Source organism: Pseudoalteromonas sp. SWYJZ19, from assembly GCF_015864375.1.
Lineage (GTDB): Bacteria > Pseudomonadota > Gammaproteobacteria > Enterobacterales > Alteromonadaceae > Pseudoalteromonas > Pseudoalteromonas arctica.
In genome coordinates, this window is record NZ_JADYXI010000016.1 from 55,919 (window position 1) to 80,539 (window position 24,621).

At 38.5% G+C, this 24,621-nt stretch carries 24 protein-coding genes, 2 pseudogenes and 1 riboswitch; of the genes and pseudogenes, 16 read left to right on the plus strand and 10 right to left on the minus strand.

Annotation, left to right across the window (positions count from 1 at the left end; translation table 11 throughout):
- Positions 1–133: 133 nt before the first annotated feature.
- Positions 134–1,381, plus strand: coding sequence for a sodium:proton antiporter NhaD (nhaD, locus tag I6F45_RS15355; RefSeq protein ID WP_197161002.1), 1,248 nt, complete (start codon positions 134–136; stop codon positions 1,379–1,381).
- 101 nt (positions 1,382–1,482) lie between these two features.
- A riboswitch (Lysine riboswitch) is annotated at positions 1,483–1,655 on the plus strand.
- A gap of 75 nt (positions 1,656–1,730) precedes the next feature.
- Positions 1,731–3,134, plus strand: a complete 1,404-nt coding sequence (gene lysC / locus I6F45_RS15360; RefSeq protein WP_197161004.1) for a lysine-sensitive aspartokinase 3 — start codon at positions 1,731–1,733, stop codon at positions 3,132–3,134.
- 88 nt (positions 3,135–3,222) lie between these two features.
- On the opposite strand, the gene I6F45_RS15365 is transcribed toward lysC, so the two are convergent.
- Positions 3,223–3,981, minus strand: a complete 759-nt coding sequence (locus I6F45_RS15365) for a 4'-phosphopantetheinyl transferase family protein (protein ID WP_197161006.1) — start codon at positions 3,979–3,981, stop codon at positions 3,223–3,225.
- A gap of 141 nt (positions 3,982–4,122) precedes the next feature.
- Here I6F45_RS15365 and I6F45_RS15370 point away from each other — a divergent pair, with 141 nt between their 5' ends.
- Positions 4,123–5,445, plus strand: a complete 1,323-nt coding sequence (locus I6F45_RS15370) for a sodium-dependent transporter (protein ID WP_197161008.1) — start codon at positions 4,123–4,125, stop codon at positions 5,443–5,445.
- A gap of 93 nt (positions 5,446–5,538) precedes the next feature.
- Here I6F45_RS15370 and I6F45_RS15375 read toward each other — a convergent pair whose 3' ends face one another.
- Positions 5,539–6,519: a 2-hydroxyacid dehydrogenase gene (locus I6F45_RS15375; RefSeq protein WP_197161010.1), complete on the minus strand. Its 981-nt coding sequence runs from the start codon at positions 6,517–6,519 to the stop codon at positions 5,539–5,541.
- 98 nt (positions 6,520–6,617) lie between these two features.
- Positions 6,618–7,190, minus strand: a complete 573-nt coding sequence (locus I6F45_RS15380; protein ID WP_197161012.1) for a glutathione peroxidase — start codon at positions 7,188–7,190, stop codon at positions 6,618–6,620.
- Positions 7,191–7,312: 122 nt separating this feature from the next.
- On the opposite strand from I6F45_RS15380, the gene I6F45_RS15385 reads away from it, so the two are divergent.
- On the plus strand, positions 7,313–8,194 hold the full coding sequence (locus tag I6F45_RS15385) for an NAD(P)-dependent oxidoreductase (RefSeq protein ID WP_197161015.1): 882 nt from the start codon (positions 7,313–7,315) through the stop codon (positions 8,192–8,194).
- Between the two features lie 42 nt (positions 8,195–8,236).
- Here I6F45_RS15385 and I6F45_RS15390 read toward each other — a convergent pair whose 3' ends face one another.
- Both I6F45_RS15390 and sbcB read right to left on the minus strand, forming a co-directional pair.
- The gene (locus I6F45_RS15390; protein ID WP_197161017.1) at positions 8,237–9,220 is read right to left on the minus strand and encodes an IS110 family transposase; all 984 of its coding nucleotides are present in this window, start codon (positions 9,218–9,220) and stop codon (positions 8,237–8,239) included.
- Between the two features lie 444 nt (positions 9,221–9,664).
- The gene (gene sbcB / locus I6F45_RS15395; RefSeq protein ID WP_197161019.1) at positions 9,665–11,116 is read right to left on the minus strand and encodes an exodeoxyribonuclease I; all 1,452 of its coding nucleotides are present in this window, start codon (positions 11,114–11,116) and stop codon (positions 9,665–9,667) included.
- A gap of 251 nt (positions 11,117–11,367) precedes the next feature.
- Here sbcB and I6F45_RS15400 point away from each other — a divergent pair, with 251 nt between their 5' ends.
- From I6F45_RS15400 to I6F45_RS15415, 4 genes are all read left to right on the plus strand, one after another.
- On the plus strand, positions 11,368–11,616 hold the full coding sequence (locus I6F45_RS15400; protein WP_197161021.1) for a hypothetical protein: 249 nt from the start codon (positions 11,368–11,370) through the stop codon (positions 11,614–11,616).
- Between the two features lie 56 nt (positions 11,617–11,672).
- Positions 11,673–12,041, plus strand: coding sequence for a hypothetical protein (locus tag I6F45_RS15405; RefSeq protein WP_197161023.1), 369 nt, complete (start codon positions 11,673–11,675; stop codon positions 12,039–12,041).
- 43 nt (positions 12,042–12,084) lie between these two features.
- Positions 12,085–12,336: a hypothetical protein gene (locus tag I6F45_RS15410; protein ID WP_197161025.1), complete on the plus strand. Its 252-nt coding sequence runs from the start codon at positions 12,085–12,087 to the stop codon at positions 12,334–12,336.
- A gap of 118 nt (positions 12,337–12,454) precedes the next feature.
- Positions 12,455–13,198, plus strand: a complete 744-nt coding sequence (locus tag I6F45_RS15415; RefSeq protein ID WP_197161027.1) for a hypothetical protein — start codon at positions 12,455–12,457, stop codon at positions 13,196–13,198.
- On the opposite strand, the gene I6F45_RS15420 is transcribed toward I6F45_RS15415, so the two are convergent.
- Complete coding sequence (locus tag I6F45_RS15420) at positions 13,184–13,387, minus strand: ogr/Delta-like zinc finger family protein (protein ID WP_331460669.1); 204 nt, start codon at positions 13,385–13,387, stop codon at positions 13,184–13,186. The genes I6F45_RS15415 and I6F45_RS15420 overlap by 15 nt on opposite strands.
- Here I6F45_RS15420 and I6F45_RS21420 point away from each other — a divergent pair.
- From I6F45_RS21420 to I6F45_RS15430, 3 genes are all read left to right on the plus strand, one after another.
- Positions 13,299–13,514, plus strand: a complete 216-nt coding sequence (locus I6F45_RS21420; protein WP_231609680.1) for a hypothetical protein — start codon at positions 13,299–13,301, stop codon at positions 13,512–13,514. The genes I6F45_RS15420 and I6F45_RS21420 overlap by 89 nt on opposite strands.
- A 287-nt stretch (positions 13,515–13,801) precedes the next feature.
- Entirely contained in the window at positions 13,802–14,455 is a 654-nt protein-coding gene (locus I6F45_RS15425; protein ID WP_197161029.1) for a GIY-YIG nuclease family protein, read from the plus strand.
- A 60-nt stretch (positions 14,456–14,515) separates the two neighbouring features.
- Positions 14,516–15,079 carry a hypothetical protein gene (locus tag I6F45_RS15430; RefSeq protein WP_197161030.1) on the plus strand — a complete coding sequence of 188 codons (564 nt, stop codon included), beginning with the start codon at positions 14,516–14,518 and terminating at the stop codon, positions 15,077–15,079.
- A 126-nt stretch (positions 15,080–15,205) separates the two neighbouring features.
- Here I6F45_RS15430 and I6F45_RS15435 read toward each other — a convergent pair whose 3' ends face one another.
- From I6F45_RS15435 to I6F45_RS21425, 3 genes and pseudogenes are all read right to left on the minus strand, one after another.
- The gene (locus tag I6F45_RS15435) at positions 15,206–15,667 is read right to left on the minus strand and encodes a hypothetical protein (RefSeq protein ID WP_197161031.1); all 462 of its coding nucleotides are present in this window, start codon (positions 15,665–15,667) and stop codon (positions 15,206–15,208) included.
- Positions 15,667–15,942: a phage holin family protein gene (locus I6F45_RS15440; RefSeq protein WP_197161032.1), complete on the minus strand. Its 276-nt coding sequence runs from the start codon at positions 15,940–15,942 to the stop codon at positions 15,667–15,669. The genes I6F45_RS15435 and I6F45_RS15440 overlap by 1 nt, the downstream gene beginning before the upstream one ends.
- 47 nt (positions 15,943–15,989) lie before the next feature.
- Positions 15,990–16,160: pseudogene (locus I6F45_RS21425) on the minus strand (phage portal protein); the annotation flags it as partial.
- A 322-nt stretch (positions 16,161–16,482) separates the two neighbouring features.
- On the opposite strand from I6F45_RS21425, the gene I6F45_RS15445 reads away from it, so the two are divergent.
- Entirely contained in the window at positions 16,483–16,887 is a 405-nt protein-coding gene (locus tag I6F45_RS15445; protein ID WP_024596464.1) for a hypothetical protein, read from the plus strand.
- A gap of 305 nt (positions 16,888–17,192) precedes the next feature.
- Positions 17,193–18,443 (plus strand): cation:proton antiporter, encoded by a 1,251-nt coding sequence (locus tag I6F45_RS15450; protein WP_197161034.1) that lies wholly within the window; start codon positions 17,193–17,195, stop codon positions 18,441–18,443.
- A gap of 130 nt (positions 18,444–18,573) precedes the next feature.
- Here I6F45_RS15450 and I6F45_RS15455 read toward each other — a convergent pair whose 3' ends face one another.
- Positions 18,574–19,122 carry a hypothetical protein gene (locus tag I6F45_RS15455; protein WP_197161036.1) on the minus strand — a complete coding sequence of 183 codons (549 nt, stop codon included), beginning with the start codon at positions 19,120–19,122 and terminating at the stop codon, positions 18,574–18,576.
- Positions 19,123–19,501: 379 nt separating this feature from the next.
- On the opposite strand from I6F45_RS15455, the gene I6F45_RS15460 reads away from it, so the two are divergent.
- The 3 genes and pseudogenes from I6F45_RS15460 to I6F45_RS15470 all read left to right on the plus strand — a co-directional run bounded on the left by I6F45_RS15460 (position 19,502) and on the right by I6F45_RS15470 (position 24,477).
- On the plus strand, positions 19,502–19,909 hold the full coding sequence (locus I6F45_RS15460) for a hypothetical protein (RefSeq protein ID WP_197161038.1): 408 nt from the start codon (positions 19,502–19,504) through the stop codon (positions 19,907–19,909).
- Between the two features lie 510 nt (positions 19,910–20,419).
- Positions 20,420–20,830 (plus strand): hypothetical protein, encoded by a 411-nt coding sequence (locus tag I6F45_RS15465; protein ID WP_165727704.1) that lies wholly within the window; start codon positions 20,420–20,422, stop codon positions 20,828–20,830.
- Between the two features lie 553 nt (positions 20,831–21,383).
- Positions 21,384–24,477: pseudogene (locus I6F45_RS15470) on the plus strand (PilC/PilY family type IV pilus protein).
- The last annotated feature ends 144 nt before the right edge of the window (positions 24,478–24,621 follow it).

Consider the following 24,621-nt stretch of genomic DNA (forward strand, 5'->3'; position numbering starts at 1 on the left):
TATTCGTTTTTAAGACCATTTAATAATAGTTTTTGCATAGAGGCAGTGCTAAAATTCGCGCCGAAAATAGGCACATGAAATGGAACGTTATTTGTGTGTTCTTTAAAACTATATCAAAGGTTGTTTAACTACCATGGTTTCCTCGATTATTCTAACCCTGATAGCGATTGCATTTTTACTGATCGTTATAGAAGATATAATCCATGTTAATAAAGCTAAAACCACGCTGTTTTTTGGTACGCTTTGCTGGATTCTTCTTTTTATATACCCTCTTCACGGGCAAAGCCCCGATACGATTCAACACCTCCTAAACGAAAATATTTTAGAAATTGCCTCTCTATGGTTATTTTTAATGGCTGCAATGACCTTTGTCGCGTATTTAAATTCAAAGGGGTTTATAGAAAATATTGTGCACCGTGTTATGCCAAAAAGTATTAGCGAAAAAAAGCTGATGTTTTTGGTGGGTGGTTTTGCATTCTTGTTTTCGTCGATTTCAGACAACGTAACAGCCACGCTTATATCGCTTGCGGTTGTTATGTCGTTAAAACTTGAACCTAAAAAACTCATTAAATACGCCACGCTTATTGTGTTTGGGGTTAACTCAGGCGGGGTATCGTTAATAACCGGTGACGTAACCACACTGATGATATTTTTAGATGGCAAAGTAACCATAGCTCATTTATTGCTGCTTATAGCGCCAGCACTTGCAAGCGTTATGCTGTTAGCTGCGCTACTGTCTATCGGTATGAAAGGGCGAGTTGAATTTGCCGGTGCGGGTAAAACCCGCATTGAAAAAACCGACATTACCATTGCTGTTATATTTTTATCTACCGTAGTGAGCACACTTACGCTTAGCGTAATTTACAGCGTACCGCCTTTACTCACCTTTTTGTTTGGCTTATCAGTTATGTTTTTAGTGGCGCAATTTTTAATGCGTAAAAAAGACATTAACAAAGACATAATCGATTTTGTTCGCGATATAGAATACGACACATTATTGTTTTTTGTAGGTGTACTTTTACTTGTAGGTGCATTAAAAGAAATTGGCATGTTGAGTAAATTTACCGACCTATACACGGTAATGGCGCCAGAGTACGCAAACTACTTAATGGGCATATTATCAGCAGGGGTCGATAACGTACCACTTACTGCTGCATTATTAAAAGCCGATATAGTAATGAGTCAACAACATTGGTTGTCGTTTACTTATGCAACGGGCGTGGGCGGTTCAATGCTTATCATTGGCTCTGCTGCGGGTATTATTGCCATGAGTAAAGTTAAAGCGCTTACCTTTATGAGCTACTTGCGTTTATCGCTGCATTTATTAATTTGTTACACGGTTGGATATGCAGGCTCTTATTACATGGGCAGTTTTATTTAACTCATAAATTATTAAATGCTTGACAGCTAGACGTCTAAACGATAACTTTCAAAGCCCCGCTACTTAGTGGGGTTTTGTTTTATTAGCCACTGGTTAATAAAGCATTCAGAAGAGGTGCGATACTTAGGTACTTAATGTTAGGCGACGAAAGCCGATGATCATTAAGGAGGGAAGTACTCGCCGAGGAAAATAATGGTACGTCGTCATTATTTTTCGGTTTATGGGGCTGAATCCTCAAAACTGTCACCAATATAGGTGGAGAGCTTCTGGCAGTGGACTTATCTTCAAGCATTCCTTTGCCAAGTTCTTCTTGTTTTATTGCGATTTGGATATCGCGAAAGGAGACTAAATGACTACCCAATCAGCGCCACAAACAGTGCCTCAAACAGAGTTAAGCGCAAAGTCAGATTACATCGTTGCCAAATTTGGCGGAACAAGTGTTGCAAATTTTGAAGCGATGAGTCGCTGTAGCGAAATTATTGTTGCAGATAAAAGCGTACGTATTGTTGCCGTGAGCGCTAGCGCCGGCGTAACTAACCACTTAGTTGCACTGTGTAAATCAAGTATTACCTCAAGTGAGCGCCAAGAGCACATAAACGGTGTGCTTGCTATTCAACAAACTATTTTAGATGAGTTATCGCTTGATGCCGATTTAGCAGTTGGCTTTAACGAAACTCTAAAAGCATTTCAAACATTGGCTCAAGAGTCACTAATAACCGATAAACAACACGATGAGCTACTTAGCTTTGGTGAGCGTTTATCGTCGTATTTGTTTGCTCAGGTGCTGCGTTTAAATGGCTTAAACGCCGATCGATTTGATGTACGCAAGGTGCTTAAAACCGACAGCCAATTTAGCAAAGCAACGCCCAATGTTGCAGCCACAGCGCAAGCCGCTAAAGAACATTTAATCCCGTTATTAGACACTCAAGTAATTGTGACTCAGGGCTTTGTTGGCAGCGACGAATATGGCCAAACAACAACGCTTGGACGTGGTGGTTCAGACTACAGCGCTGCACTTTTAGCTGAAGCAATTAATGCTAAAAGTGTGCATATTTGGACCGACGTAGTGGGCATTTTTAGCACCGACCCGCGTTTGTGCGCAAAAGCGACGCCTATTGCACGTTTAAGTTTTGACGAAGCCGCCGAAATGGCGACCTTTGGCGCAAAAGTATTACACCCAGCAACTATTTTACCAGCAAGCCGTAGTCACATTAACGTATTTGTGGGTTCTAGTCGCGAGCCTGAGCGTGGCGGTACGTGGATTGAGCGCGAAAAGTCGCAGCAACCAGGTATACGCGCAGTAACGCAACGTAAAAACCAAATATTGCTTACGCTTAAAAGCCCAGAAATGCTACTAGCAAGCGGCTTTTTAGCACGCGTATTTACACTATTAAGTGAATACAATATATCGGTCGATTTGGTAACCACATCAGAAATCAGCGTAGCTATAACCCTTGATAACGCGCAAAACGCCTCGCGCCCAGAGCTCGATCAAGAATGCCTAGATAAGCTTGCAGAATTTTGCCATGTTTCGGTAGAAAACAACCTAACATTGGTGGCACTTATTGGCTCTGAGATTCAATTACGCCAACACGAAATGAACTTAATGAGTGTACTAAAAGACTTTAACATTCGACTAATTTGCCACGGTGCTAGTAAGCACAACCTGTGCTTTTTAGTAGAGCAAACTGAGTCAGATAACGTAGTACAGTCTATTCATAGCCGTTTATTAGAAAACGATTTTGCTGCTTAAATAATTTTACTATTAAGAAGCGGTTATTCAGGAAAGCGATTTATTAAAGTTACCTAGTAAAATCAGTTAATAAAGTTACTTAACAAAATTACTTAACAAAGTCGGTCAATAAAAAGCATCGCCAGTCGGTGCTTTTTTTATGCACCACACTTACATCAAAACAAACATTGCTGTCACTGCTATCAACTACAGTAACGCGATTACTGCTAGCACTCAGCTTTGCACTATTTAATTCGTCAAACACATTGGGGCTAAGTAGTTTTGCAATAGGGCGGCTGGTGGCTTTAGCAAGTGACTCTTTTAATGTCCAAATTCTAAAAAACGTATCTGCTTGGGCTTGGGTATTAGTGGGCTCGGTAATAAGTGAAATTTCATCTTGATGATAAAAATGCTTAGCGAGCTTTTCAAACGGGCGCTTTAGGCTTATTTTTTCAATATCAAAACCAAACTCGCTTTTATCAAAATTTAGCGCGACCCCAACTAAACCATGCGAATGCGAAATACAGGTATTAATAACATCACTACTCACATGTATTTGCAGCTTTGAGCTTTCCTCGTCAAATTCTGTACTCATTTTATTAAGGGCTACGTGCGCATGTTGCGGCTGCGTTATTTTAATAAGGTGTTTTAACAATAACCGCGTCGCTAAATACTCTTGCTTAGCTTGAGGGCTTTTGCGACGGTTTATAATGGTTAACTCAAATAGGCTTAAGCAATCGGGCAAATTAAAGTCACTAAGCTCAAGTGTTTTAGCATTAAATAATAAAATACTGTTACTCGCTAAAGACAAATTTGCCAATTGAGTTGAAGTAATACTCAAGGTGTTTTTAAAATAGTGTTCAGTCATAAAAGCCCTAAAGCAAAAGAAGTCGCTGATATTGTGAGCGGTTAGTGCCACTAATAAAGGCTGGGTACAATTTTATTACTCAGCTGGCATGAAATATGGTTTAATTCACAATAATCAAAATAATAACAGATTTGTAGATGTATGGCACAAGTGCGTGATGGGTTTCAAAGCCGACTTGGTTTTGTTTTAGCCGCTGCTGGCGCAGCAGTGGGTTTGGGTAATATTTGGGGTTTTCCTACGCAAGCGGCCAACCATGGTGGCGGTGCATTTTTACTGGTTTACTTTATTGTTATATTTTTGCTTGCGCTTCCTGCGCTGTATACCGAACTTTATTTAGGTCACAAAGCACAAGCTAACCCGGTAAAAGCATTGGGCGATGCATGGCAAAACACTAACCGTAAGGTTGGTGCTGCAGCAGGTTATATAGGCCTTGCGGGCGCAGTTGTTATGCTAAGTTTTTACTCAATAGTAGCAGGGTGGATGCTCTCGTACGCTATTGAACCCATAACAACCTTTTTTGGGTTTACAGGCGCAAGCGAGTTTTTACATAGCGACTCAGTGCTGCGTAATTTTGTATTTACGCCGCTTATGCTTATTTTAACTGCCAGTATTATTTTAAAAGGTGTTAAATCGGGAATCGAAACCTGGTCGCGCCGTTTAATGCCACTGTTGCTCGTATTGCTTGTTGGTTTAATTGCCTATATTGCAACACTTGATGGCGCAAGCGAAGGCTTTGCCGCGTATTTAATTCCTGATTTTAGCCAAATACTCGACCCTAATTTAATTATTGCCGCAATGGGGCAAGCGTTCTTTTCGCTCTCACTAGGTGTAGGCTGTATGATGATTTACGGCTCGTACTTACAACCAGATGCTAATTTACCAAAGCTCACCGCAGGTGTTGCTTTACTTGATACCAGTGTGGCGTTTTTAGCGGGGTTACTTATTATTCCTGCTATTTATGTTGCGCAGCACAACGGTGTTGAAGTATTTAGTGGCGGAAAGCTTATTGGCGAAGGGCAACTTATTTTTGCTATTTTACCTGCGCTATTTAGCACTATGGGCGAAATTGGCTTATTAGTCGGTTTATTGTTTTTTGTATTAATGTCTATCGCATCGGTTACGTCAACTATATCGACCACCGAAATTCCGGTCGCGTTTTTAGTCGAAAACCATAACGTTAGCCGCACCAAAGCAACATGGGCAGTTAGCGCCGTTGTACTTGTGTGTGCAAGCGCCATTATATTAAATTTTGATTGGTTATTTGGCTTAGTCATTATGCTATTTACCCAATACCAATTACCGCTTATGGGCTTGTTTTACTTTATTACGGTAGGTTGGATGTGGCAGCGTGGTAATAAATTACATCAAGCAACAACAGGCGTACATTACTGGTTTGCTCAGTATATTCGTTTTGTTTGCCCAATATTAATGACCTTGGTATTTGCAAACGTCGCGTTTGGCTAAGCTCTATTTAAAGTGAATTTTTAAACAAAAAAGCGAATAGGGCTCACCTTATTCGCTTTTTTTGTACCTGTTATTTAGGTATAGCCAAGAACTTTATAAAACCTCATTAGTTAGAGGCTTACCTTCATTTACTTCCAGCGCGTTAAGTAGGGTTGTATTTGCTATTTCGGTGAGTGCTTCTTGGGTAAAAAAGCCCTGATGCCCCGTTACTAAAACATTTTTAAAGCTCACTAAACGCGAAAATATATCGTCTTGGTTTATTTCGTCGCTATGATTTTTAAAAAATAGCTCCGACTCTTGCTCGTATACGTCGAGCCCCAAGTAGCCTAGTTTTTTAGTTTTAAGCGCGCTAATACACGCGTTACTATCAAGCAGTGCGCCTCGTGAGGTATTAATAAGCATAACGCCGGTTTTCATTTTGCTAAACGCCTCGTCATTTATTAAATGATGAGTTTGCTCGGTAAGTGGGCAATGCAAAGAAATCACATCGCTTTGGCTAAGCAAGGTGTTTATATCGGTAATAGTATAATTGCCAGGTTGTTCGTAGGGGTCGCACACTAATACTTTAGCGCCAAAGCCATTTAAAATGTTACACAGCGCAAGGCCAATTTTACCGCAGCCCACAATACCCACGGTTTTATTGTGCAAGTTAAAACCGAGTAATCCGTTTAAATCAAAATTATCTTCGCGAACGCGGTTATACGCTTTATGGGTTTTACGGCTAAGCGTTAGCATAAGTGCTATGCAGTGCTCAGCTACTGCTTCTGGGCTGTATGCTGGTACGCGTAATACCTTTAATTTATGTGCTTTTGCTGCAGGTAAATCAACGTTATTAAACCCTGCACAACGCAGCAAAATAGTGTTTATGCCTTGGCTTGCCAGTTGCTCAATAACAGCGGCGTTTACGGTGTCGTTAACAAACACGCATATGGCATCAAACCCATTTGCTAAAATAGCTGTTTGTTCGCTCAGGGCTTGCTCAAAATACGTTATTTTTATATCACAGTGATCGCGTGTACTTTGTTCAAAAAAAGGTAGTTCGTACTTTTGAGTACTAAAAAAAGCAATGTTCATGGTAATAGCCTCGACGCTTAAGGAGTATTATTTATTACTAATACAATAAACTACTTTATAAACCTGTGCTTTAGTAACACGCATTTTATTGATTTAAATTAAGCCTTGAGCGGAGCCTTACTTGAGGTAAACAAAGGTATTTTTGAAGATACCTTTTTACCATCTTTAGCTGCGCTTAACTTTGCAGCTTGCAGTAAGTTGCTTTCTATCACTTGTATAAGTGTTTCGGGTTTAGTGCGCGGTGCATAGCGTGCAACAAGTTGCCCTTGTGAGTTAATTAAAAACTTAGTGAAATTCCACTTAATAGCACGGTTTTGCGAAATACCCCGCGTATGCGATTTTAAGTAATTAAACAAGGGGTGCGTTTCTGGTCCGTTTACCATTACCTTACCAAATACCTCAAACGAGGTATTAAATTGCTCTTGGTAAAAGTCTTTAATGGCTAAGTTATCAAGCGGCTCATTTTGGCCAAACTGGTTGCACGGAAACGCAAGCACAGTAAAACCATGGCCTCTGTATTGCTGATAGAGCTTTTCGAGCGCGTTTAATTGCACCGAAAAATTACACTTACACGCTGTATTAACAATAAGTACGGTTTTTCCCTGTAACTGGCTAAGAGAAAAATTTTCGCTGTTAAAAAGTGGTGCATTAAATTGATAAATACTGTCCATAGGTTACCTACTTACCTTTCCCGCTTAAGGAAATTTTATAAAGACTTTCATTCGCTTTTTCATCGACCGGTTGACATAATCGAGGTCTAGTTTCTAAGTTATCAGTTTAATAGGTCATTTTTATGTCAATGAAAGTCGCATTTATAGGTTTAGGCGTAATGGGTTACCCAATGGCGGGGCATTTAGCAAAAGCAGGGCACAGCGTATGCGTTTATAACCGCACTCAAGCTAAAGCACAAGCGTGGACTGCAGAACATTCAGGAAGCTTTGCATCAACCCCGCGCGAAGCTGCAAGCAATGCCGACATCGTATTTATGTGTGTTGGTAACGATGACGATTTACGCTCAGTAGTGTATGGCGACGATGGCGTGTTAGCGGGCATGTTGCCGCACACTATTTTAGTTGATCACACCACAACGTCTGCCGAAGTAGCTCGCGAAGTTGCAGCAAAAGCGACTCTGCAAAATATCGACTTTATAGATGCACCGGTATCGGGCGGACAAGCAGGCGCCGAAAATGGCGTATTAACGGTTATGGCGGGTGGCAGTGAAGCTGTATTTGCTAAAGTGCAGCCAGTTATGGCGGCGTTTAGTCGTTTTAGCCAACTGTTAGGCGGCGTTGGCTCGGGACAACTTTGTAAAATGGTTAATCAAATTTGTATTGCTGGTGTAGTGCAAGGTTTAGCCGAAGGCTTACATTTTGCCAAGCAAGCTGGGCTTGATGGTGAAAAAGTTATAGAAACCATTTCTAAAGGTGCAGCCGGTTCGTGGCAAATGGAAAACCGCTACAAAACAATGTGGGCGGGTGAATATGAGTTTGGTTTTGCCGTAGATTGGATGCGTAAAGATTTAGGCATTGCACTCGATGAAGCTAAAAACAACGGCGCTACACTACCAATGACCGCAACGGTCGATCAATACTACGCCGACGTACAAGCACTCGGCGGCGGCAGATACGACACCTCAAGTTTACTAGCACGCATTGAAGCACTGCATAAAAAGTAACGCTGTAGATACCATCTCTCATTTTAAGCTTCAAGGTCGTATTTAACTTTCTTGGAGCTTAAACGCTTCTTGGTTTTTTATTACACCAAAACATATATGAATTAGCTTTCGCATATTTGCACACACAGCTTGCATCGGTGTTTTACCATTATTTATTAACGTTAACTTGTGTCTCTTTATTGTTTTATTCCATTGCCCTGCGACAATTGCGGCCATATAAAGTTTACATCGAATTCTGGCTGGCCCAAGTTTACTGATTGATGTTCGCCCTTTTAATTTACCCGATTCATTATGCCGTGGAATTAATCCGCAATAAGCCGCCGCTTCTTTGGCTTTATTGAATTTTTTAGCCGCAAACAAATACGTCAGCTCTCTCGATAATACGGGCCCAATGCCAGGGATAGACTCAAGTAGTTTTCTGTTTCTTTTTAAATCAGGTTCATTATCTATGTGGTTATCAATGTCAGATTTAAGCTGTTTAATTTCATCGTCTAAAAACGCGATAGTCACTTTTATTGATTGGCAAACACGTGCTGAAACGTTACTGAATTCACTTGCTTCTAATCGGTTCGCTTCTCGTTGTCGGTTACTCTCAAGCGCATCTAAACGACGGATAAGGGCTTTAAGCTCTCTAACCTCTAATGCTTCAGGTTGCCAATAACTAACGACTGCGTGCTTAGCACTGCCGTAATGGGCAAGCATTGTTGCATCAGATTTGTCTGTTTTGTGAATTATGTTTAAAGCGTCTGCATACTTTTTAGCTTTACCAGGATTCGCTAAAATAATATTAAAGCCTCGCTCGTGTAAAAAATACATTAGCGCCTCATGATAAACACCCGTTGGTTCGAGTGTGATAACGAGCTCATTAGCAGCGCTTTTTGTTGTATTTAAAAGCCATTTTTCTATTGTTACAAAGTCTTGGCGCTTGTTTTTAAAGACTTTTGTTTTAATCTTGTTTGTAAGTTGGTCTCTCAACCACGATAAATCAATCTTCTCTTTACTAATATCAATGCCGATAAACATCATCTCTACTTACTCCCCTTGTACATACAGCATCTACTTAAAAAAGTGTGCTTGGATACCATTCAGTTTCTGAGAATAGAAAGTCAGGACTTTATCTACGGAGCAGTATTAAATACTAGACGCAAAGGCAAGCTCACTGACTTCGATGTGATAAATGATAGCTAATCATTTATCAATGAGAGATACAAGACGCGAAGCTTGCTTGCGTGACGGGCAAAGCCCGTAAAGTGACTTATTCACAAAGAGGTTTAGAGGCGCTGCGCTTTTAGAGGCAGTGATAGATAAAAAAGATTGTTGTTGGTCTTTATATTTTCTCATTCGCTTCTCTTTGTGAAATAGATTTTACTTTGCGTGTAGTGGTACAAATATTTATAAACAAAAAAACGCGACACTTTATTGCTAAAGTGTCGCGTTTTTAATGCGTTATACACACAAACTTAAAGCAAATTACATGCTTTGTGCGTAGTTATACAGCGCCTTTAAAATTGTAAGATTTTTTTCGCTGTCGTCATGTTCATGCGCTAGGTTTTCAAGGGTGATCATAAAATCTTGCGCGTTAATCGACGGTTGATCTTCCCCGTGCATTAACTTGTTTTGGCAATACTGACGCCATTGATCAAGCTCTTGCTGGTTTAGTGTTTCAGGCCAATTACGAGCGCGGTATCTAAACAATAACGTATTAAACTTTTTATCTTCAAAATCTAAATTCAACCCTGCCAAATCATCTGGCTTGGCATCACGAATAATCGCAAATTTAGCCTTGTCGGCATGGCTTGTAAACCTATCGTAAAGTAAGTAATCAACGTTAGTAGTGGCGCTGTAATCGCCTTGCTCGTTAAATACCTCAGTTACTTTATCGCGAAGGTCGGTATTGGCTTTTAAAATAGCTAAGTTAGCTAAGCATTGCTCGCGATCAATCCCAAGTCGAGCGGCGTTTTCAGGCAATAACGTTTTAGCAGGCGCTAAAATAGGGCACTTGTTTAAATGCACCAGTTTTAAGCCAACGGGTAAATCGCCCTCGGCCAAATCTAAGCGCTTGGTGTATAAACGTTTACGTAATTCTTCTACATTTAAATCAATAAGTACTTGCGGGCTTTGGGTTAAATCAAAACAAATAACCGCATTTTTATTAACCGGATGAAAGCTCATTGGTGCAACCCAGCTTGTACAGCCTTGCGTTGCTGGTATGCGCGACGTGGTATGCACCAGCGGCGTCATGTTAAATACATCAACTAACTCAGCAAGCGCTTTTTTACCACGCAAACCAAAAAAGAAGTTATACAGCTTTGGCTGTTTTTCTTTTATTAGTTTAGCCAGTGCAATAGTGGCGGTTACATCGCTTAGCGCATCGTGTGCTGCGGCGTGTTCAATACCATTAGCTACGGTTAAATGCTCTAGCTTAAAGCTTGGGCTGCCGTCTTCTTTTAATGGCCATTCAATGCCTTCAGGGCGCAGCGCGTAACAAGCGCGTACCAAATCAATAATATCCCAGCGGCTATTATTATTTTTGTATTCACGCTCGTATGGGTCGTAAAAGTTACGGTAAAAGCTATAACGGCTTACTTCGTCATCAAACCGAATACTGTTATAACCGGCAACACAGGTGTTTGGCACACTAAATTCGGCATGAATTTTTGCTATAAACTCAGCTTCAACTAAGCCTTTTTTCATCGCCACTTGTGGCGTAATACCTGTAATTAAACACGCCTCAGGGTGAGGCAAGTAATCCGCTTGCGGCTTACAATATTCAATAAGCGGCTCGCCAATAATATTTAAATCAAGATCGGTACGAACACCCGCAAATTGGCTCGGCTTATCCTTTTGTGGGCTTGCCCCCCACGTTTCGTAGTCGTGCCAATAGATTGTTGCTTGATTCGCTTGATAACTTTCATTATTCATTCTATGTCTTAGCCCTTTGAATTTGCGGGTTATTAGCGCTGCTCAGTTTCTTTTTGTATTTTCGAGTTTCTTGTAAGTGGCGCGTTGTGTGTATAGTTTCGTGTATAAATTTTCTGCTAACTGTGTATAAAAAATTAAATGGCGATAAGGGATACCAAATTAAGAAAGCTGCTAGGTAAAAATCAAATACCTTGTGTATTATCGCATAGAGATAGTTTAAGTGTAAGGTTATCAGCTAAGGGGACAGTCACTTGGCAGTATCGCTGTTGTTACATGGTTCACCAAACGTTACCGTGTATCGTGAATTGCGCCGCATACCAAAAGGCAAAGCAATACTTACACGTTTGTTTAATAACGTGCATAACGTAATTACCGACACTAATTTAAAAACTCGTTTAATCGAATGGACTAGGCAACTCAAAGGTAAAGCAGAGAAAATTGGAGCTAAGGCTAGCACCAACGTCGGCGTAGCCGACCTATCTTGGTCTAGTGGTAATTAACTGTACGCCTATAGCCGTGGGCTCTAGCGCGGAGTTAATACTTGATATGGTGGGGGGTGACAAAAAATGACCTCGAAGAGGTTAAAAAGGATCTAATTGAAGGGAAAAGGATCGCGAGGAACGACCATATTTACCAAGTCAAAGATGGCCAATTACAGGTATTAGACGAAAACGTCCAATTAAAACAAAACAAGCAACTCGATATTGAATACCGAGCAAAAACATTTGCCCAAAAATCGGGTAGCTGGCACGTAACAAATGAGTACTGGCAACAAGCCCGCAAACTTGTAGACCTTGCTTATCAATATGCAGAGCTAGAAGGACGCCAAGCACTTAATACAACTTTAATCGAAAACGGCCTAGTCACTATTGGCGATTGGGACTTAGTTACTTTAGTAAAACAAGGCATCGCATCGCATCTGTAATCAGCGATTGTTGGATACTGGATTTAATAGGGTAAGAGAGAAAATGACTATTCAAATTTCAAAAGTATTCATGCTAAGGGCATGTATTAGTTGCCAGGCGTTTTGCCCAAAATGCTATGCAGAGGATCAGCGCAGCCCGTTTATTACTAAATTAGATAAGCCAAAGCCTAAAACCCAATACGGTCAATGTGGAAAAACAAATAACAGCGTATTTGCTTCTGAAATTTGCACCGGCTACCAGCAAGAACCTAACGCCGATGTATTTGCAGTAACCAATAGACCACAACCAAAATAACAGGAAATATTTTGATACGCTGTTACTATTGGCCTAAGTGTACCCGTGAACAAGTTAATTCACGGGTACACTTAGAAGTGAGAAACTAGGTTAGTTATTAAAATAAGGAATAACGATTTTGAAGGAAAAGTTCAAAAATTTTTGGAGCAAATATAGACTACTATTAGCAATAACATTTACATTTTTTACAATCATTTTGGCCTTTATCGGTGGTTATAAAATATTAGTTAGTGCTAAAAGCCATGTAGAGTTTTGGCCTGCGTTAGGTAGCTGGGTTGGTGGAGTCGCAACGGTATATGCGGTAATTGTAGCTATAACTACATATAACGCTAATAAGAAAGAAAATCAAAGAGTTCAGTTGTTTAACGTGAAAGCAGAATTAAATTTTGAGTTATTACAGGATGTGCAAGCTGACATTTACCAAAACTTAGAGGTATTACTAGCCATAATACTTAAAATGAGAAGAGGTAAAAAAATTACTAAACATGATAAAGAGCAATTAGTTACAAAGCAAAAAAGCTTACTTATGTATAGAAATAAAGTGATCAGTAAAACTAATGTGTTAAATAAGTTAAAAGGGTTAAATACAAGGTATGAGTCAAAGTACAAAGATAATATGTGTACTCTGAATAACATTTTATGGGTTAATTACTTACTTATAAAACTCATTAAGTATAATAATATTGAAGAATTAGAAGAGGAATTTAATGATCTTAAAACTTCTTGTAAGTTTTGCGGTGATTATATAGTTGATAATTACTACGAGAAAGACAACCTAATCGCTAATGGTTTTAGTCATCATATTTACATAAAAAACCTGATGGTAACTATAAGAAACTATTACAACTTAATGCCCAATTAATTCTAATTGCTCTTCACACGGTAGGTTTTTAATAAGCGATGCCGCTAATTGCGCAGTGGTTTTACAAGGTGGATTTAAGAAGTGATCAAACGATTGGGTAATGCGGAACGTAGCCCCGCACTCTTTTGTATTGGTACACGAGCAATATAAATTAACTACATGGGCGCTTTGCTTTTCGCGTGACGTAATTGTTGCTTTAGCTTCGCAATTTGGACAAGTAACCCCGCGCCATAATATTCACCAACCGTTAAAAAATGCACTGTCATTATACACAGTGGTTGGTTGCATGACAAATAACCATTTGGCTATTAGCTGAGAATCAAAAAGCTAAAAAAATTCACTCCTCCTCGCCTTCCGCTTTCGAGCAAAAAACGCGTCAAATTGACAACCTCAGTGACGCGTCATTAATCGCCAGCTAGCCTAGCGAAAGGATCTGTTAGTAACTTTAAAAAAGATCGCTTTGTCAAAAAGTGACAATAAAGTGACAACAAAAAGCTGGTGAATAACTCCCACATAAATTCTATAGCTTGATATAGCACAAATTGTTAATCTACTCTGACAATATAATAAAATTATACCCGTACAAATCGTAGAGCAGTACTCATGAAAGTTATAATCACCAAAAACTTAAAAGAATTTCAAGTTCGAAACGCACTACACATTATTTATGCTCATCAAAATTTAAATGGTGATGTATATATTGGACAGGCTAAATGCATAGTTAATCGTTGGAATGAGCATATGCAATTAGCCAATTCATTAACTCACCCAGAGAGTAAGCAAAAATTTAAACAAGCGTTACGATATAATAAAAATTGGCGTCACTATATTATTGCAATTGCTAGCAATCAGGAAAAAGCAGATAAAGTGGAGTCCGCAGCAATTGCTTTTTACAAGCCTACACTAAATTCACATCCTGGTAGAAGTTGTGATAAAAATACTAAGTATGATTTTCAATCATTAGTTCCCGATGGCAAAGAAGTGGAGCTAGAAGCAGCTAAAATAGTTAAATACAAAACTCAAGAGCGATTCACAGATAAAGAACGTAAAACGATTCAATGTAAAGCCATCCTTAAAAAGGGGAAGTCGCATATTAGTTTTGAATGTATAGATGATGGTTTTCGCGTTAACGTATCCCATAAAAAGAGGGGCGGTTTTAAAGAAGAGGACCTTGTGACTATTTCTTTTGCAGCAAAAGGAAAGTCTTTTTATACTACAACGGACTATAGTGATATTAAGTTAGCAGTTGAAAAATAGCGAACTTTGTACTTTTAGAAATAGAATAGTGGACTTCCCATAGTTTTGTTAGGCAATAAAATGAGTATCAGAACAGATAGAACACCAATACACTGGAATTATTTCTTAGCCATAGAGGAAGATATTGCAGATCTTACACGTTGGATTGAGTTTCATGAATCAAATTTCAAGTGTTTTTCGATTCAGTTAGCGAGAGTTTTGATGGTTGCCTCTGCTGAAGCTGATGTAATAGCAAAAAAACTAGCTGATAATATTAAACCAGAGAGCGGGGCTAGGAATATAAGGGATTATCAAAAAATAATTATGGATGCTTACCCAAAATTTGATACTCATACAGTCGAAATACCTAGGTATGGACTATCATTCACTCCTTGGTCTAATTGGGGTCAGCCAGATACTTCACCGTTATGGTGGATGGCAAATAATAAGGTAAAACACGACCGGTCAAATTGTTTTGATCAAGCATCATTAGAAAATGTATTAAACTCTGTTGCTGGGTTATTTGTATTAATTGCCATTTATTATCAAAGCCAAACCAGTAGCGTGACGCCGGCTCCTTCATTATTTGAACCATCTAGTTTCGCACTAGTGGATGGGGATTGGTTGGTTTTTCGCAGAGGCTAATAAAAGGAAATAACACAAGCGTTGATGTCATTGGATAAAACCTATTGGTTATCTAAACAAAAATAGAGTTGTTTATTATTTATCTAAGCATTTTAATCTGCGCAATTTGTACTAATAAGAAATACGCTAGCTCCTAACTAGCGCATTTATTCCCTTTGCCTTTACTGCCCAAAACGCTCGAAACAATCGCATTAGCCCAAGCGTTGAAACGGCAATACCTACAATCACAAACTCAAAGTACAAGGGCACGCCTTTGTAGCCCATGGCCTGCCAGCCTTTGCGCATATAAGGTTGCATATCGGGGATAAAATGGCACACAAACAACCCCAAAAAGAATAGAATGATCACTTCATCCATAATGGTTTTGTCGCGTTTTTTTAAAACCAGTAAGTCATAATCAGCGTCGTTTTGTTCGGCCTGCATACAGCGTTTTGCTTTGGCGTTAAACTGCGCAATTTTAAAGTTGTTTTCAGCACGTGCTACGTCAGCGGCCATTTCAGCCGCAATACGTTTACGCTCAACATAACCGCCGGTTAAATCGGCTATAGGGTCAGTGATGAACGAAACCAGTGCTTTTAACCATCCCATTATTTAATCCCCCGTATAAATTTAATAAAGCTTTTAGGGTCTTTACTAAACGATTTAATTAGCTTGTCGAAGCCTTCTAAAATGTGTGGAGCTGCATATGCTGTTACGCCAATCACACCCGTTTTTAGACTTTCGTCAAAGCCGCGCCATTCACAAAACATAGCGGCTAAGTACGCTGCAAAAATAGCAATGAGCACGTTCATACAGTAATGAAAAAACGTAAATTGCTTTTTGCTTAAATACATTTGAATAGCGGCTGCTAAAAAACTCAACATAAATAAACGCCCCCATTGTTTTATAATCTCTGTTACATCTATTCAGCTCATGTGGCTTCCTTAGCTGTTGGGTTTAAGTATGAATACTCAGGCTCTTTAAATTCAATATGTTGTGCGGCGGGTAGGTAGTTATTAATGACTAATACATCTTGCTGCAGTTGTACAACTTCGTTGTTGTAATACGCGCGGGTAATTTCGTCTAAATCACCAAAGCCTGGGCATCACCGGATGATTATCCGCTAAGCGCTTGGTGCCTTAACAGCTTGTTTGGTGGATAAATGATGTTGTAGTCAAAGGCTTTAAGTCTGAAGCTGTTAGGCAAAAATTAAGTTACTTGTACGCACTAAGTAAAGAGCGGGTTCGGTTGCCGATTGTATAAATACCAATTGCCGTAAATTAGTAATTTGGCATTAGACTAAAGTCTATAGATTAGATTTATTCACTTATTAGGTTTGTTTTAATCGTTTGTCGGTTTGGTGTTAATTCTCTAAAGTTCAATTGTCGGCAACAAGCACGGCTTAACTAATCAGGAATATAACCATGAAAACATTTATCAAAACTATCGCTCTTAGCTCACTATTAACATGTTCAGCTGCTGCAATGGCTGAGCAAAGTGATTACAAATTAATGGTTATTGAAACTGCAACAGCGCCACAGCCACTTGAGCAATCATTTAATAGCTGCGCACTGAATGTTAAGTCAAAAAATTACGCTGAGGCTGAAGCAATTTGTACTAAAGCAATTGCGCTTTTAAAAGACGCAGATGGCCCTAAATTTAAAGTACGCCAACTTACATCGTTTGCATTAAGTAACCGTGGTGTTGCACGTTTAAAAGCGAACAACGACACTGCTGGCCTTGCTGATTTATACGAAGCAAACCAAATGTCTACAAGTACAATGGTATCGCACAACTTAACTCGCGCTAAAGAAGAGCTTTCTTTATAAACACTTTATAAAGTGCTTACCAAAAGCATGTTATAAAATAGCGAGAGTAAAAAAGCCCATGTTAGGTTAATTCCTAGCATGGGCTTTTTTGTGTATTTTGTTTTGATATAAACTGAATTTAAGAAATAATAATGCGGTACATCAGTATTTTAGGTACACTTGTTGTCGCTATTTATACAAAAAACTAGCCCTATAAAAAGCGCTAATAAAAAATTTAGTACAAAACTTAGTATAATACTAAACACAAAAACATTCTTCTGCCTTGCTTGAGCGAGGTGTAACTACATATTTACTGAGACTAAACCATGGTATCTGCAACCAGCCTGACGGTGCTTGAAATAAGCGCAATATTTTTATCGATTACTGCGTTACTAAGTTATGTAAACCATCGCTTTATTGGTTTACCAACCACCATTGGCGTGATGGTTATTTCAATGCTTTTATCTATTGGCGCTATATTTTTAGGCTTTTTAGGATTTGATGAAGTAATAGATTACGAAGTAAGTTTACTCGATCAGTTAGATTTTACTGAAGTTTTGCTCGATGGCATGCTTTCAATGCTGCTGTTTGCCGGTGCGTTGCACGTAAATGTTGGTGACTTAAAACGCTATAAATTGCCGATTGGTATTTTGGCTTGTGTGGGTACGCTGTTATCGACCGTTATTATTGCTGCCGCGCTTTATTTTGTAATGCCTTTACTTGGGTTTAACTTGTCGTTTATTTGGTGTTTACTGTTTGGCGCATTAATTTCGCCAACCGATCCTATTGCGGTAATGGGGATTTTACAATCAGCGGGTGCACCAAAAAGTATTGAAACTGTTATAGCGGGTGAGTCGTTATTTAACGATGGTATTGGCGTGGTGATTTTTGTGCTTTTACTGGGTATTTTATCTAGTGGCGATATTCCTACCACGTATTATGTGGCGCATACACTGGCGGTTGAAGCCGGTGGTGGTATTGTTTTTGGTTTGGTGCTGGGTGGTATTTTATATTACTTACTTAAAAGTATTGATAGTTACCAAGAAGAAGTACTACTTACTTTAGCGGGCGTTATTGGTGGTTATGCACTTGCAAGCCATTGGCATTTGTCGGGCCCACTTGCAATGGTAATGATGGGCTTAATGGTGGGTAACCACGGACGAAGCTGGGCTATGAGCGACAAAACACGTCAATATGTTGATTTGTTTTGGGAACTGATTGACGAAATTTTAAATGCTATTTTGTTTGTTTTAATCGGGCTTGAAGTTGTGATGATTGCCTACTCAGGTAACTTATTTATAGCGGCCGGTTTAACTATTATTATTGCGTTGCTAGCACGTCTTATGGTTGTTGGTATAACCACCACTACTTTTGGTAAACAGCTTGAGCTACCTTCGGGCGCTTGGAAAGTATTAACCTGGGGTGGCTTGCGAGGTGGTATTTCGGTAGCACTGGTACTGCAACTACCCGATGGCACTGAACGCGATATTTTATTAGCACTGACTTATGCTGTAGTGGTGTTTTCTATTTTGGTGCAAGGTTTAAGTATTGGTAAGGTTGCTAAAAGCATTCGCTAAATATAAATAGATTAACTATAAATTGAGTTAAATATAATTCATTTAAAAAGCCCGTGAAATAGTTCAATTTCACGGGCTTTTACTGTTCTGAGCAATCAATAATAAAGATGAGCGAAGATTATAAGTACTATTAAAAAGTAAGTGACAACTGAACACCGCTGTAAATATGTTCTTGTGCTTCCCAGTAGTCGCCATCTATTTGGCGTGCTCGGGTAAATGCTTCTATTTTAAATGGCTTAAAGTGATAACCTGCGCCTATACCTGCGTAGCCGTCTATATCGTTGTCCGATTTATCTATTTGGTAGGTGTTATCGCCTCTATCGTTTTTAAAGGCGAGTTCAAACAGATCTAAGCCAAGCTCGGCGTATATAAAAAAATCATTAAAGTAACCAAGCTTCATTCCATTATCCCAGGTAATAAACTCTTCTTGCTCGCCTTGTTTATTATCGATTACTGCCGCGCCAATAGCGCTTGTAAAAATAACCCCAAAGTGACTGTAATTTTGCTTGACCATCATTTCGACACCCACCGATGTAATGCTGCTATCACCATTAAATTCTGATTTTATAAACATACCGCTGTTAGGCGTATTGTTACCAAGTAAAAGCCTTGCATTAGCATTTTGGCTAAATGCTAAAAGCGTGCTTAAAAAAACAAAAAAAAGAAGTGTGTGTTTCAAAAAAGTTAACCCATAAATGATGAAAAGTTACCAGAGCCGTAATTATAAATACATGACTTAGTATTGCATGTAATTAAATGTGTAAATTTGTTTGATTGTTATTCAGCTATGCCAAAGTAAGGTGCTTAAAATAAAACCGACTAAATAAAAGCATAAATAATTATATGTATTTTGAAATGCAAAGTAGCTATTTTAGGCACGTAAGATAGTGCGTAAGTTGTTTAAATATATAGAAAAAACTTAAGCGTATTAGACTAAGGTCTATAGGTTAGTTTTATTCACTTATTAGGTTTGTTTTAATCGTTTGTCGGGGTTGTGTTAATTCTCTAAAGTTCAGTTGTCGGCAACAAGCACGGCTTAACTAATCAGGAATATGACCATGAAACTTACACTTATCAAAACTATCGCTCTTAGCTCACTATTAACATGTTCAGCTGCTGCAATGGCTGATCAAAGTGACTACAAATTAATGGTTATTGAAACTGCAACAGCGCCACAGCCACTTGAGCAATCTTTTAATAGCTGCGCACTGAATGTTAAGTCAAAAAATTATGCGCAAGCGGAAGAAATTTGTACTAAAGCAATTGCACTTTTAAAAGACGCAGATGGCCCTAAATTTAAAGTACGCCAACTTACGTCATTCGCATTAAGCAACCGTGGTGTTGCACGTTTAAAAGCGCATAACGATACAGCTGCACTTGCTGATTTATACGAAGCATCAAAATTGTCTAACAGCACAATGGTATCGCACAATTTAACTCGTGCTAAAGAAGAATTATCGTTATAAAAAACCTTTATAACGTGTTTTATAAAGTGCTTACTAAAGCATGATATAAAATAGCGAGAGTAAAAAAGCCGATGTTGGGTTAAACCCCAACATCGGCTTTTTCGTGTTTATTAACCTTGTATAGTGTTATACCAACCTGCATAAATCTTTGATCAATTTAACGAATTAAATAGCACTATAACGTCGTTAAAAATTTTTTATTTAGAACAACTAGATAAAAAATTTTTGCCTAGTTCTAGCGTAATTTTCTTAACGTTAAATAGACCCCATATATAAGCAGATTGGTATTATTAAAAATAATAAAAATGTATTTTGCTATTTATTGTTTAGTGATTTTCATGTTTTTAACTAACTGTAATTAATAAGTATTTTTACAGGTGCTAGACTAAAGTCTATAGGTTAGATTTATTCACTTATTAGGTTTGTTTTTATCGTTTGTGGTAATTGAGCTAACACTCTAAAGTTCAGTTGTCGGCAACAAGCACGGCTTAACTAATCAGGAATATAATCATGAAATTTACACTTTTAAAAACCATCGCTCTTGGCTCATTATTAACTTGCTCAGCTGCTGCAATGGCTAATCAAGGTGACTATAAATTAATGGTTATTGAAGACTCAGTAACTGCAGCACCTGCATTTGAAAAATCATTTAATAGCTGTGCTTTAAATGTTGAGTCAAAAAACTACGAAGAAGCAGAAGCTATTTGTACACAAGCAATTGCATTACTTAAGCAAAGCCATGGTCCTCGTTTAAAAGTACGTGAACTTACATCGTTTGCATTAAGTAACCGTGGTGTAGCGCGTATAAAATCACAAAAAGACACTGCTGGTATTTCTGATTTATATGAAGCAGTTCAAATTTCTAAAAACTCACTTGTAACGCATAACTTAACTCGTGCTAAAAAAGAGTTATCTTTATAAGAATGCTTGTATAAAGCACTTATAATTTAGCAAGAGTACAAAAGCCCATATTAGGTAGCACCTAATATGGGCTTTTTTGCGTTTAAATGACCGTAGTTATCTATTAAATACACTCCTTTTAATAAAACAGCTTTACTGAATAATAGTGCTCTTAAGAGTGATTTTTATAGCCTTACGTTATTAATTTATATTGGTAAGTACTTGTTACCTAAAGCATAGATCTATAAATATAGAAACATAGGTAAAAATATTACTTTGTAACGTGATTCAACTGTGCAGAAAAACGGGATTGTTTTGTTTAAGTTGTTGTTTTTAATTGATAATAAAATCTAATATCTTTGACTTTAGTCTATTTTTATTTAAAATCGCAGTAATATATATTTTATAGCATTGACGACACGTGGATGCTAATCACTGTTTTGTGATAAATAGCTAGATATATCTTGGTTTTAATTTTTAGTCCCACCTCAATATTACTAAAAATTAAACAGGGAATAGAGTAGTTATTAACTTGCGCAATAAAAATAAAAAGCGCAAATAAAGGGATTTAAAAATGCAATTCAAACTAAAAAAAATAGCTGCCTTGTTATTCGGGGTGAGTATTAGCCTTTCTGTATTTGCCGAAGATATAGAGCTATACGTAAACCATAATGTTAAAACAGACGAAAACCCTCGCGTACTTATTATTTTTGATACATCAGGAAGTATGGGTGGAAAATTACCTAATGGTGGTCCTAAAAAAAATTGATGCTGGTAAAAGCGCAATGACTCAATTAGTAAATGATAATAGCTCGATTGATTTTGGTTTGATGCGTTTCAATGGCAATGATGGTGGCTATGTTATGGCTGGCCTAGGCTCCTCACATGATAAAATATTGGGTCAAATAGAAAAGTTGCCTGCTGGCGGGAATACGCCTATCACTGAGACCTTATGGGAAGCTTACCTATATATGACGGGGCAAACAATTTGGTATGGGCGAAATACTAATAAACGAGATTTTACTATTGAGAGAGAGCAAAGTGGTAGTGATATACCTCGATATGTTTCTCCTTTTGAGCAGCCAGCAGGGGCCGATGAGCGTTGTGATAACTCAATTAGCTTAATATTAATGACTGATGGTGATCCTACACAAGATACCACCCGAAATGATGATATTGAAGCATTATACAAATCTACTTTTGGCTCAAACCCCACTAAAACAAGTAATAGTTATTTAGCCGCTTTAGCTCAGATAATACATGGTACAAGAGATGTTGAGGTGGATTTGTACGACACTACGTCAAAGGTTGCTGATACCGGGCGAGTTTTTACTATCGGTTTTGGTAGTGGCATGAGTACAAATGGTAAAAAATTATTAGAAAAAACCGCTTTATTGGGGGGCGGCGAATACTTACATGCAGATACCTCAACTGAACTCTCTGAAGCGCTTAACAACACAATATCGAAAATACGTGAAGTTAACGATAGTTTTTCATCTCCTACGGTAGCTAGTAATAATGTTGACCAAACACGTAGCCGAGAGTCAATTTACTTTGCAATGTTTTATCCAGAAACAGGTGCACGTTGGAGCGGAAATTTAAAAAAGCTTAAAGTGTCGGGCGCTAATATAGTAGATTCAACGGATAAAATTGCTTTAGATGACAATGGGTTAATCGATGAAAAAGCGCGAACATTTTGGCTACCAACTAATAAGCCTGCAGATGGGAATTTAGTAGCTCAGGGTGGCGTGAATTTACTTTTATCAACTTTAGACCCTGATAACCGTAAAATCTATATAGATAAAACGGGGAGTATTATTGATTTTACTTTTGATAAAGTAAAAGGCATTTTAAATTTAGCGACAAGTACGGTTACCGATTTAGCCCCTGATTTAATCCCTAATATAGGTTTAACTTTAGTGGAAGATGATATTAGCTGGGCACGAGGGGTTGATGTTGATAATGAAGATGGTGATGACTCATCAGTAGATCAACGAAGCAATATTTTTGGCGACCCTTTGCATTCTAAACCGGTATCTATAGATTATGGCGATGGAAGTATTTATATACTTGTTGGCACTAACGCCGGCTTTTTACATATGTTTGAAGACAAAGGCAATACCGTTGAAGAAAAGTGGGCTTTTACACCTGCGGCCCTATTAAAAAACATTCCGGCTTTACGTAGTAATCTTGCAAATACTAAAGTGTATGGCATGGATGGGCCTATAAGTGTGTTCTTTAATAATAAAGGCTCAAACAGCGAAGGTTTAAATGATGGTGTTATTAGAGCAAGTGATAACGATGAAGTATGGGCATTTGCAGGCATGCGCAGAGGCGGTAAAAATTACTACGCCCTGGATATAAGCGACCCAGATAAACCGAAAAAATTATGGAATAAGCCAATAGTTGGTGGCTCTGAAGACTTTAAATATTTAGCACAAACATGGTCTAAACCTCAAATTGCTTATATTAAAGCGTTTGGTGAGGATCCACTGCTGATATTTGGCGCAGGCTACGATACAAACAAAGATAAGGCGATTAGAACGACTGATGAAACTGGGCTAGGTATTTACATTGTTAATGCTAAAACTGGCGAAAAGGTATGGGCACTAACGCCGGAAGAACATGGTTTTACCGGGGAGCACAGTATTGCAGCAGATGTAACTACGCTTGACTCAGATTACGACGGGTATATCGACCGAATTTATGCAACCGATACTGGCGGTAATATTTGGCGTGTAGATATTCCTAGTGACGATGAAAGTGATATTACTCATTTTAAGCTTGCGGAGCTTGGCAGTACATTAGCGTCGCAAGACAGACGTTTCTTTTATAAACCGTTAGTTGCTAGAACGCTGTTTAGTAAAGTTACTAAGACCAATTATGATGGTGAGGTGATTACGACCCGTTTAGATACCCCGTATGACGCAATAGTTATAGGTAGCGGAAATCGTTCAAACCCACTTGCTACTAATGAGCAAGATCAGCTGTATATGATCCGTGATGAAAACACCCTAACAAAAATATTTACTGAATTTCCAGCCCCAATAGTGCCAGATGATTTAATGAAAATGAATGAAGACCCATTTGGTAACGCACTTGATGACGTTGATAAATTTGTTAACCTTGAAGTTAAATTAGCCGAATTTAAAGGGTGGCGATACGAATTAGGGACGGGCGAAAAGTCCCTTGCTGCAGCAACGGTCGTTGGTGGGGTTGCTTACTTTACTTCCTTTACGCCTGCATCTTCATCATCAACTCAAAACCAATGTTCGTTAACGGGTGGCGGTGGTTCGCTTTATGCCTTTCATTTACATTACGGAACGAAGGTTTATGACGATGTGAAATTTGCAACAAGTAATGATGTACCAGATACACCGAAACTATTTTTTGGGGAAGGCCCGTCGTGTGCAGATAATGATGCGGATGGTAAGTGCGATTGGGATGATGAAACGGATGTAACGCAAGTTAGTCAGTTTTATTTAATAGGCCCTGGGGTTAAAGGTTCTGATAAGCCGATAAAAGCTATTGAAATACTTGGACCAAATTTAAATGTTGAAGGTGGAAAAGTTAAGCTAGTAAATGGCGCTCAACCAATTGGTTTTGGCTTTAAAACTCAACAAACGTATATTTATAAACGTGAAGAAAACGATAGTCAGGCACATTAAAAACACGATGTTATAAACATAAGCCACCTTAATTAGGTGGCTTTTTAATTTTAAGAGCGAATCAAAAATGCTGATGGTTTGCTTATATAATTGTTTTATAGTCATCGAAGCCCTCTAAACCAACCCATGTATGATACACATTCG

What these genes read in the sequence shown, in the direction of transcription:
- nhaD (WP_197161002.1), top strand. Translation starts at nt 134, where the DNA reads ATGGTTTCCTCGATTATTCTAACCCTGATAGCGATTGCATTTTTACTG.
- lysC (WP_197161004.1), top strand. Translation starts at nt 1,731, where the DNA reads ATGACTACCCAATCAGCGCCACAAACAGTGCCTCAAACAGAGTTAAGC.
- I6F45_RS15365 (WP_197161006.1), bottom strand. Translation starts at nt 3,981, where the DNA reads ATGACTGAACACTATTTTAAAAACACCTTGAGTATTACTTCAACTCAA.
- I6F45_RS15370 (WP_197161008.1), top strand. Translation starts at nt 4,123, where the DNA reads ATGGCACAAGTGCGTGATGGGTTTCAAAGCCGACTTGGTTTTGTTTTA.
- I6F45_RS15375 (WP_197161010.1), bottom strand. Translation starts at nt 6,519, where the DNA reads ATGAACATTGCTTTTTTTAGTACTCAAAAGTACGAACTACCTTTTTTT.
- I6F45_RS15380 (WP_197161012.1), bottom strand. Translation starts at nt 7,190, where the DNA reads ATGGACAGTATTTATCAATTTAATGCACCACTTTTTAACAGCGAAAAT.
- I6F45_RS15385 (WP_197161015.1), top strand. Translation starts at nt 7,313, where the DNA reads ATGTCAATGAAAGTCGCATTTATAGGTTTAGGCGTAATGGGTTACCCA.
- I6F45_RS15390 (WP_197161017.1), bottom strand. Translation starts at nt 9,220, where the DNA reads ATGATGTTTATCGGCATTGATATTAGTAAAGAGAAGATTGATTTATCG.
- sbcB (WP_197161019.1), bottom strand. Translation starts at nt 11,116, where the DNA reads ATGAATAATGAAAGTTATCAAGCGAATCAAGCAACAATCTATTGGCAC.
- I6F45_RS15410 (WP_197161025.1), top strand. Translation starts at nt 12,085, where the DNA reads ATGACTATTCAAATTTCAAAAGTATTCATGCTAAGGGCATGTATTAGT.
- I6F45_RS21420 (WP_231609680.1), top strand. Translation starts at nt 13,299, where the DNA reads ATGCGGAACGTAGCCCCGCACTCTTTTGTATTGGTACACGAGCAATAT.
- I6F45_RS15425 (WP_197161029.1), top strand. Translation starts at nt 13,802, where the DNA reads ATGAAAGTTATAATCACCAAAAACTTAAAAGAATTTCAAGTTCGAAAC.
- I6F45_RS15430 (WP_197161030.1), top strand. Translation starts at nt 14,516, where the DNA reads ATGAGTATCAGAACAGATAGAACACCAATACACTGGAATTATTTCTTA.
- I6F45_RS15435 (WP_197161031.1), bottom strand. Translation starts at nt 15,667, where the DNA reads ATGGGATGGTTAAAAGCACTGGTTTCGTTCATCACTGACCCTATAGCC.
- I6F45_RS15440 (WP_197161032.1), bottom strand. Translation starts at nt 15,942, where the DNA reads ATGTTGAGTTTTTTAGCAGCCGCTATTCAAATGTATTTAAGCAAAAAG.
- I6F45_RS15445 (WP_024596464.1), top strand. Translation starts at nt 16,483, where the DNA reads ATGAAAACATTTATCAAAACTATCGCTCTTAGCTCACTATTAACATGT.
- I6F45_RS15450 (WP_197161034.1), top strand. Translation starts at nt 17,193, where the DNA reads ATGGTATCTGCAACCAGCCTGACGGTGCTTGAAATAAGCGCAATATTT.
- I6F45_RS15460 (WP_197161038.1), top strand. Translation starts at nt 19,502, where the DNA reads ATGAAACTTACACTTATCAAAACTATCGCTCTTAGCTCACTATTAACA.
- I6F45_RS15465 (WP_165727704.1), top strand. Translation starts at nt 20,420, where the DNA reads ATGAAATTTACACTTTTAAAAACCATCGCTCTTGGCTCATTATTAACT.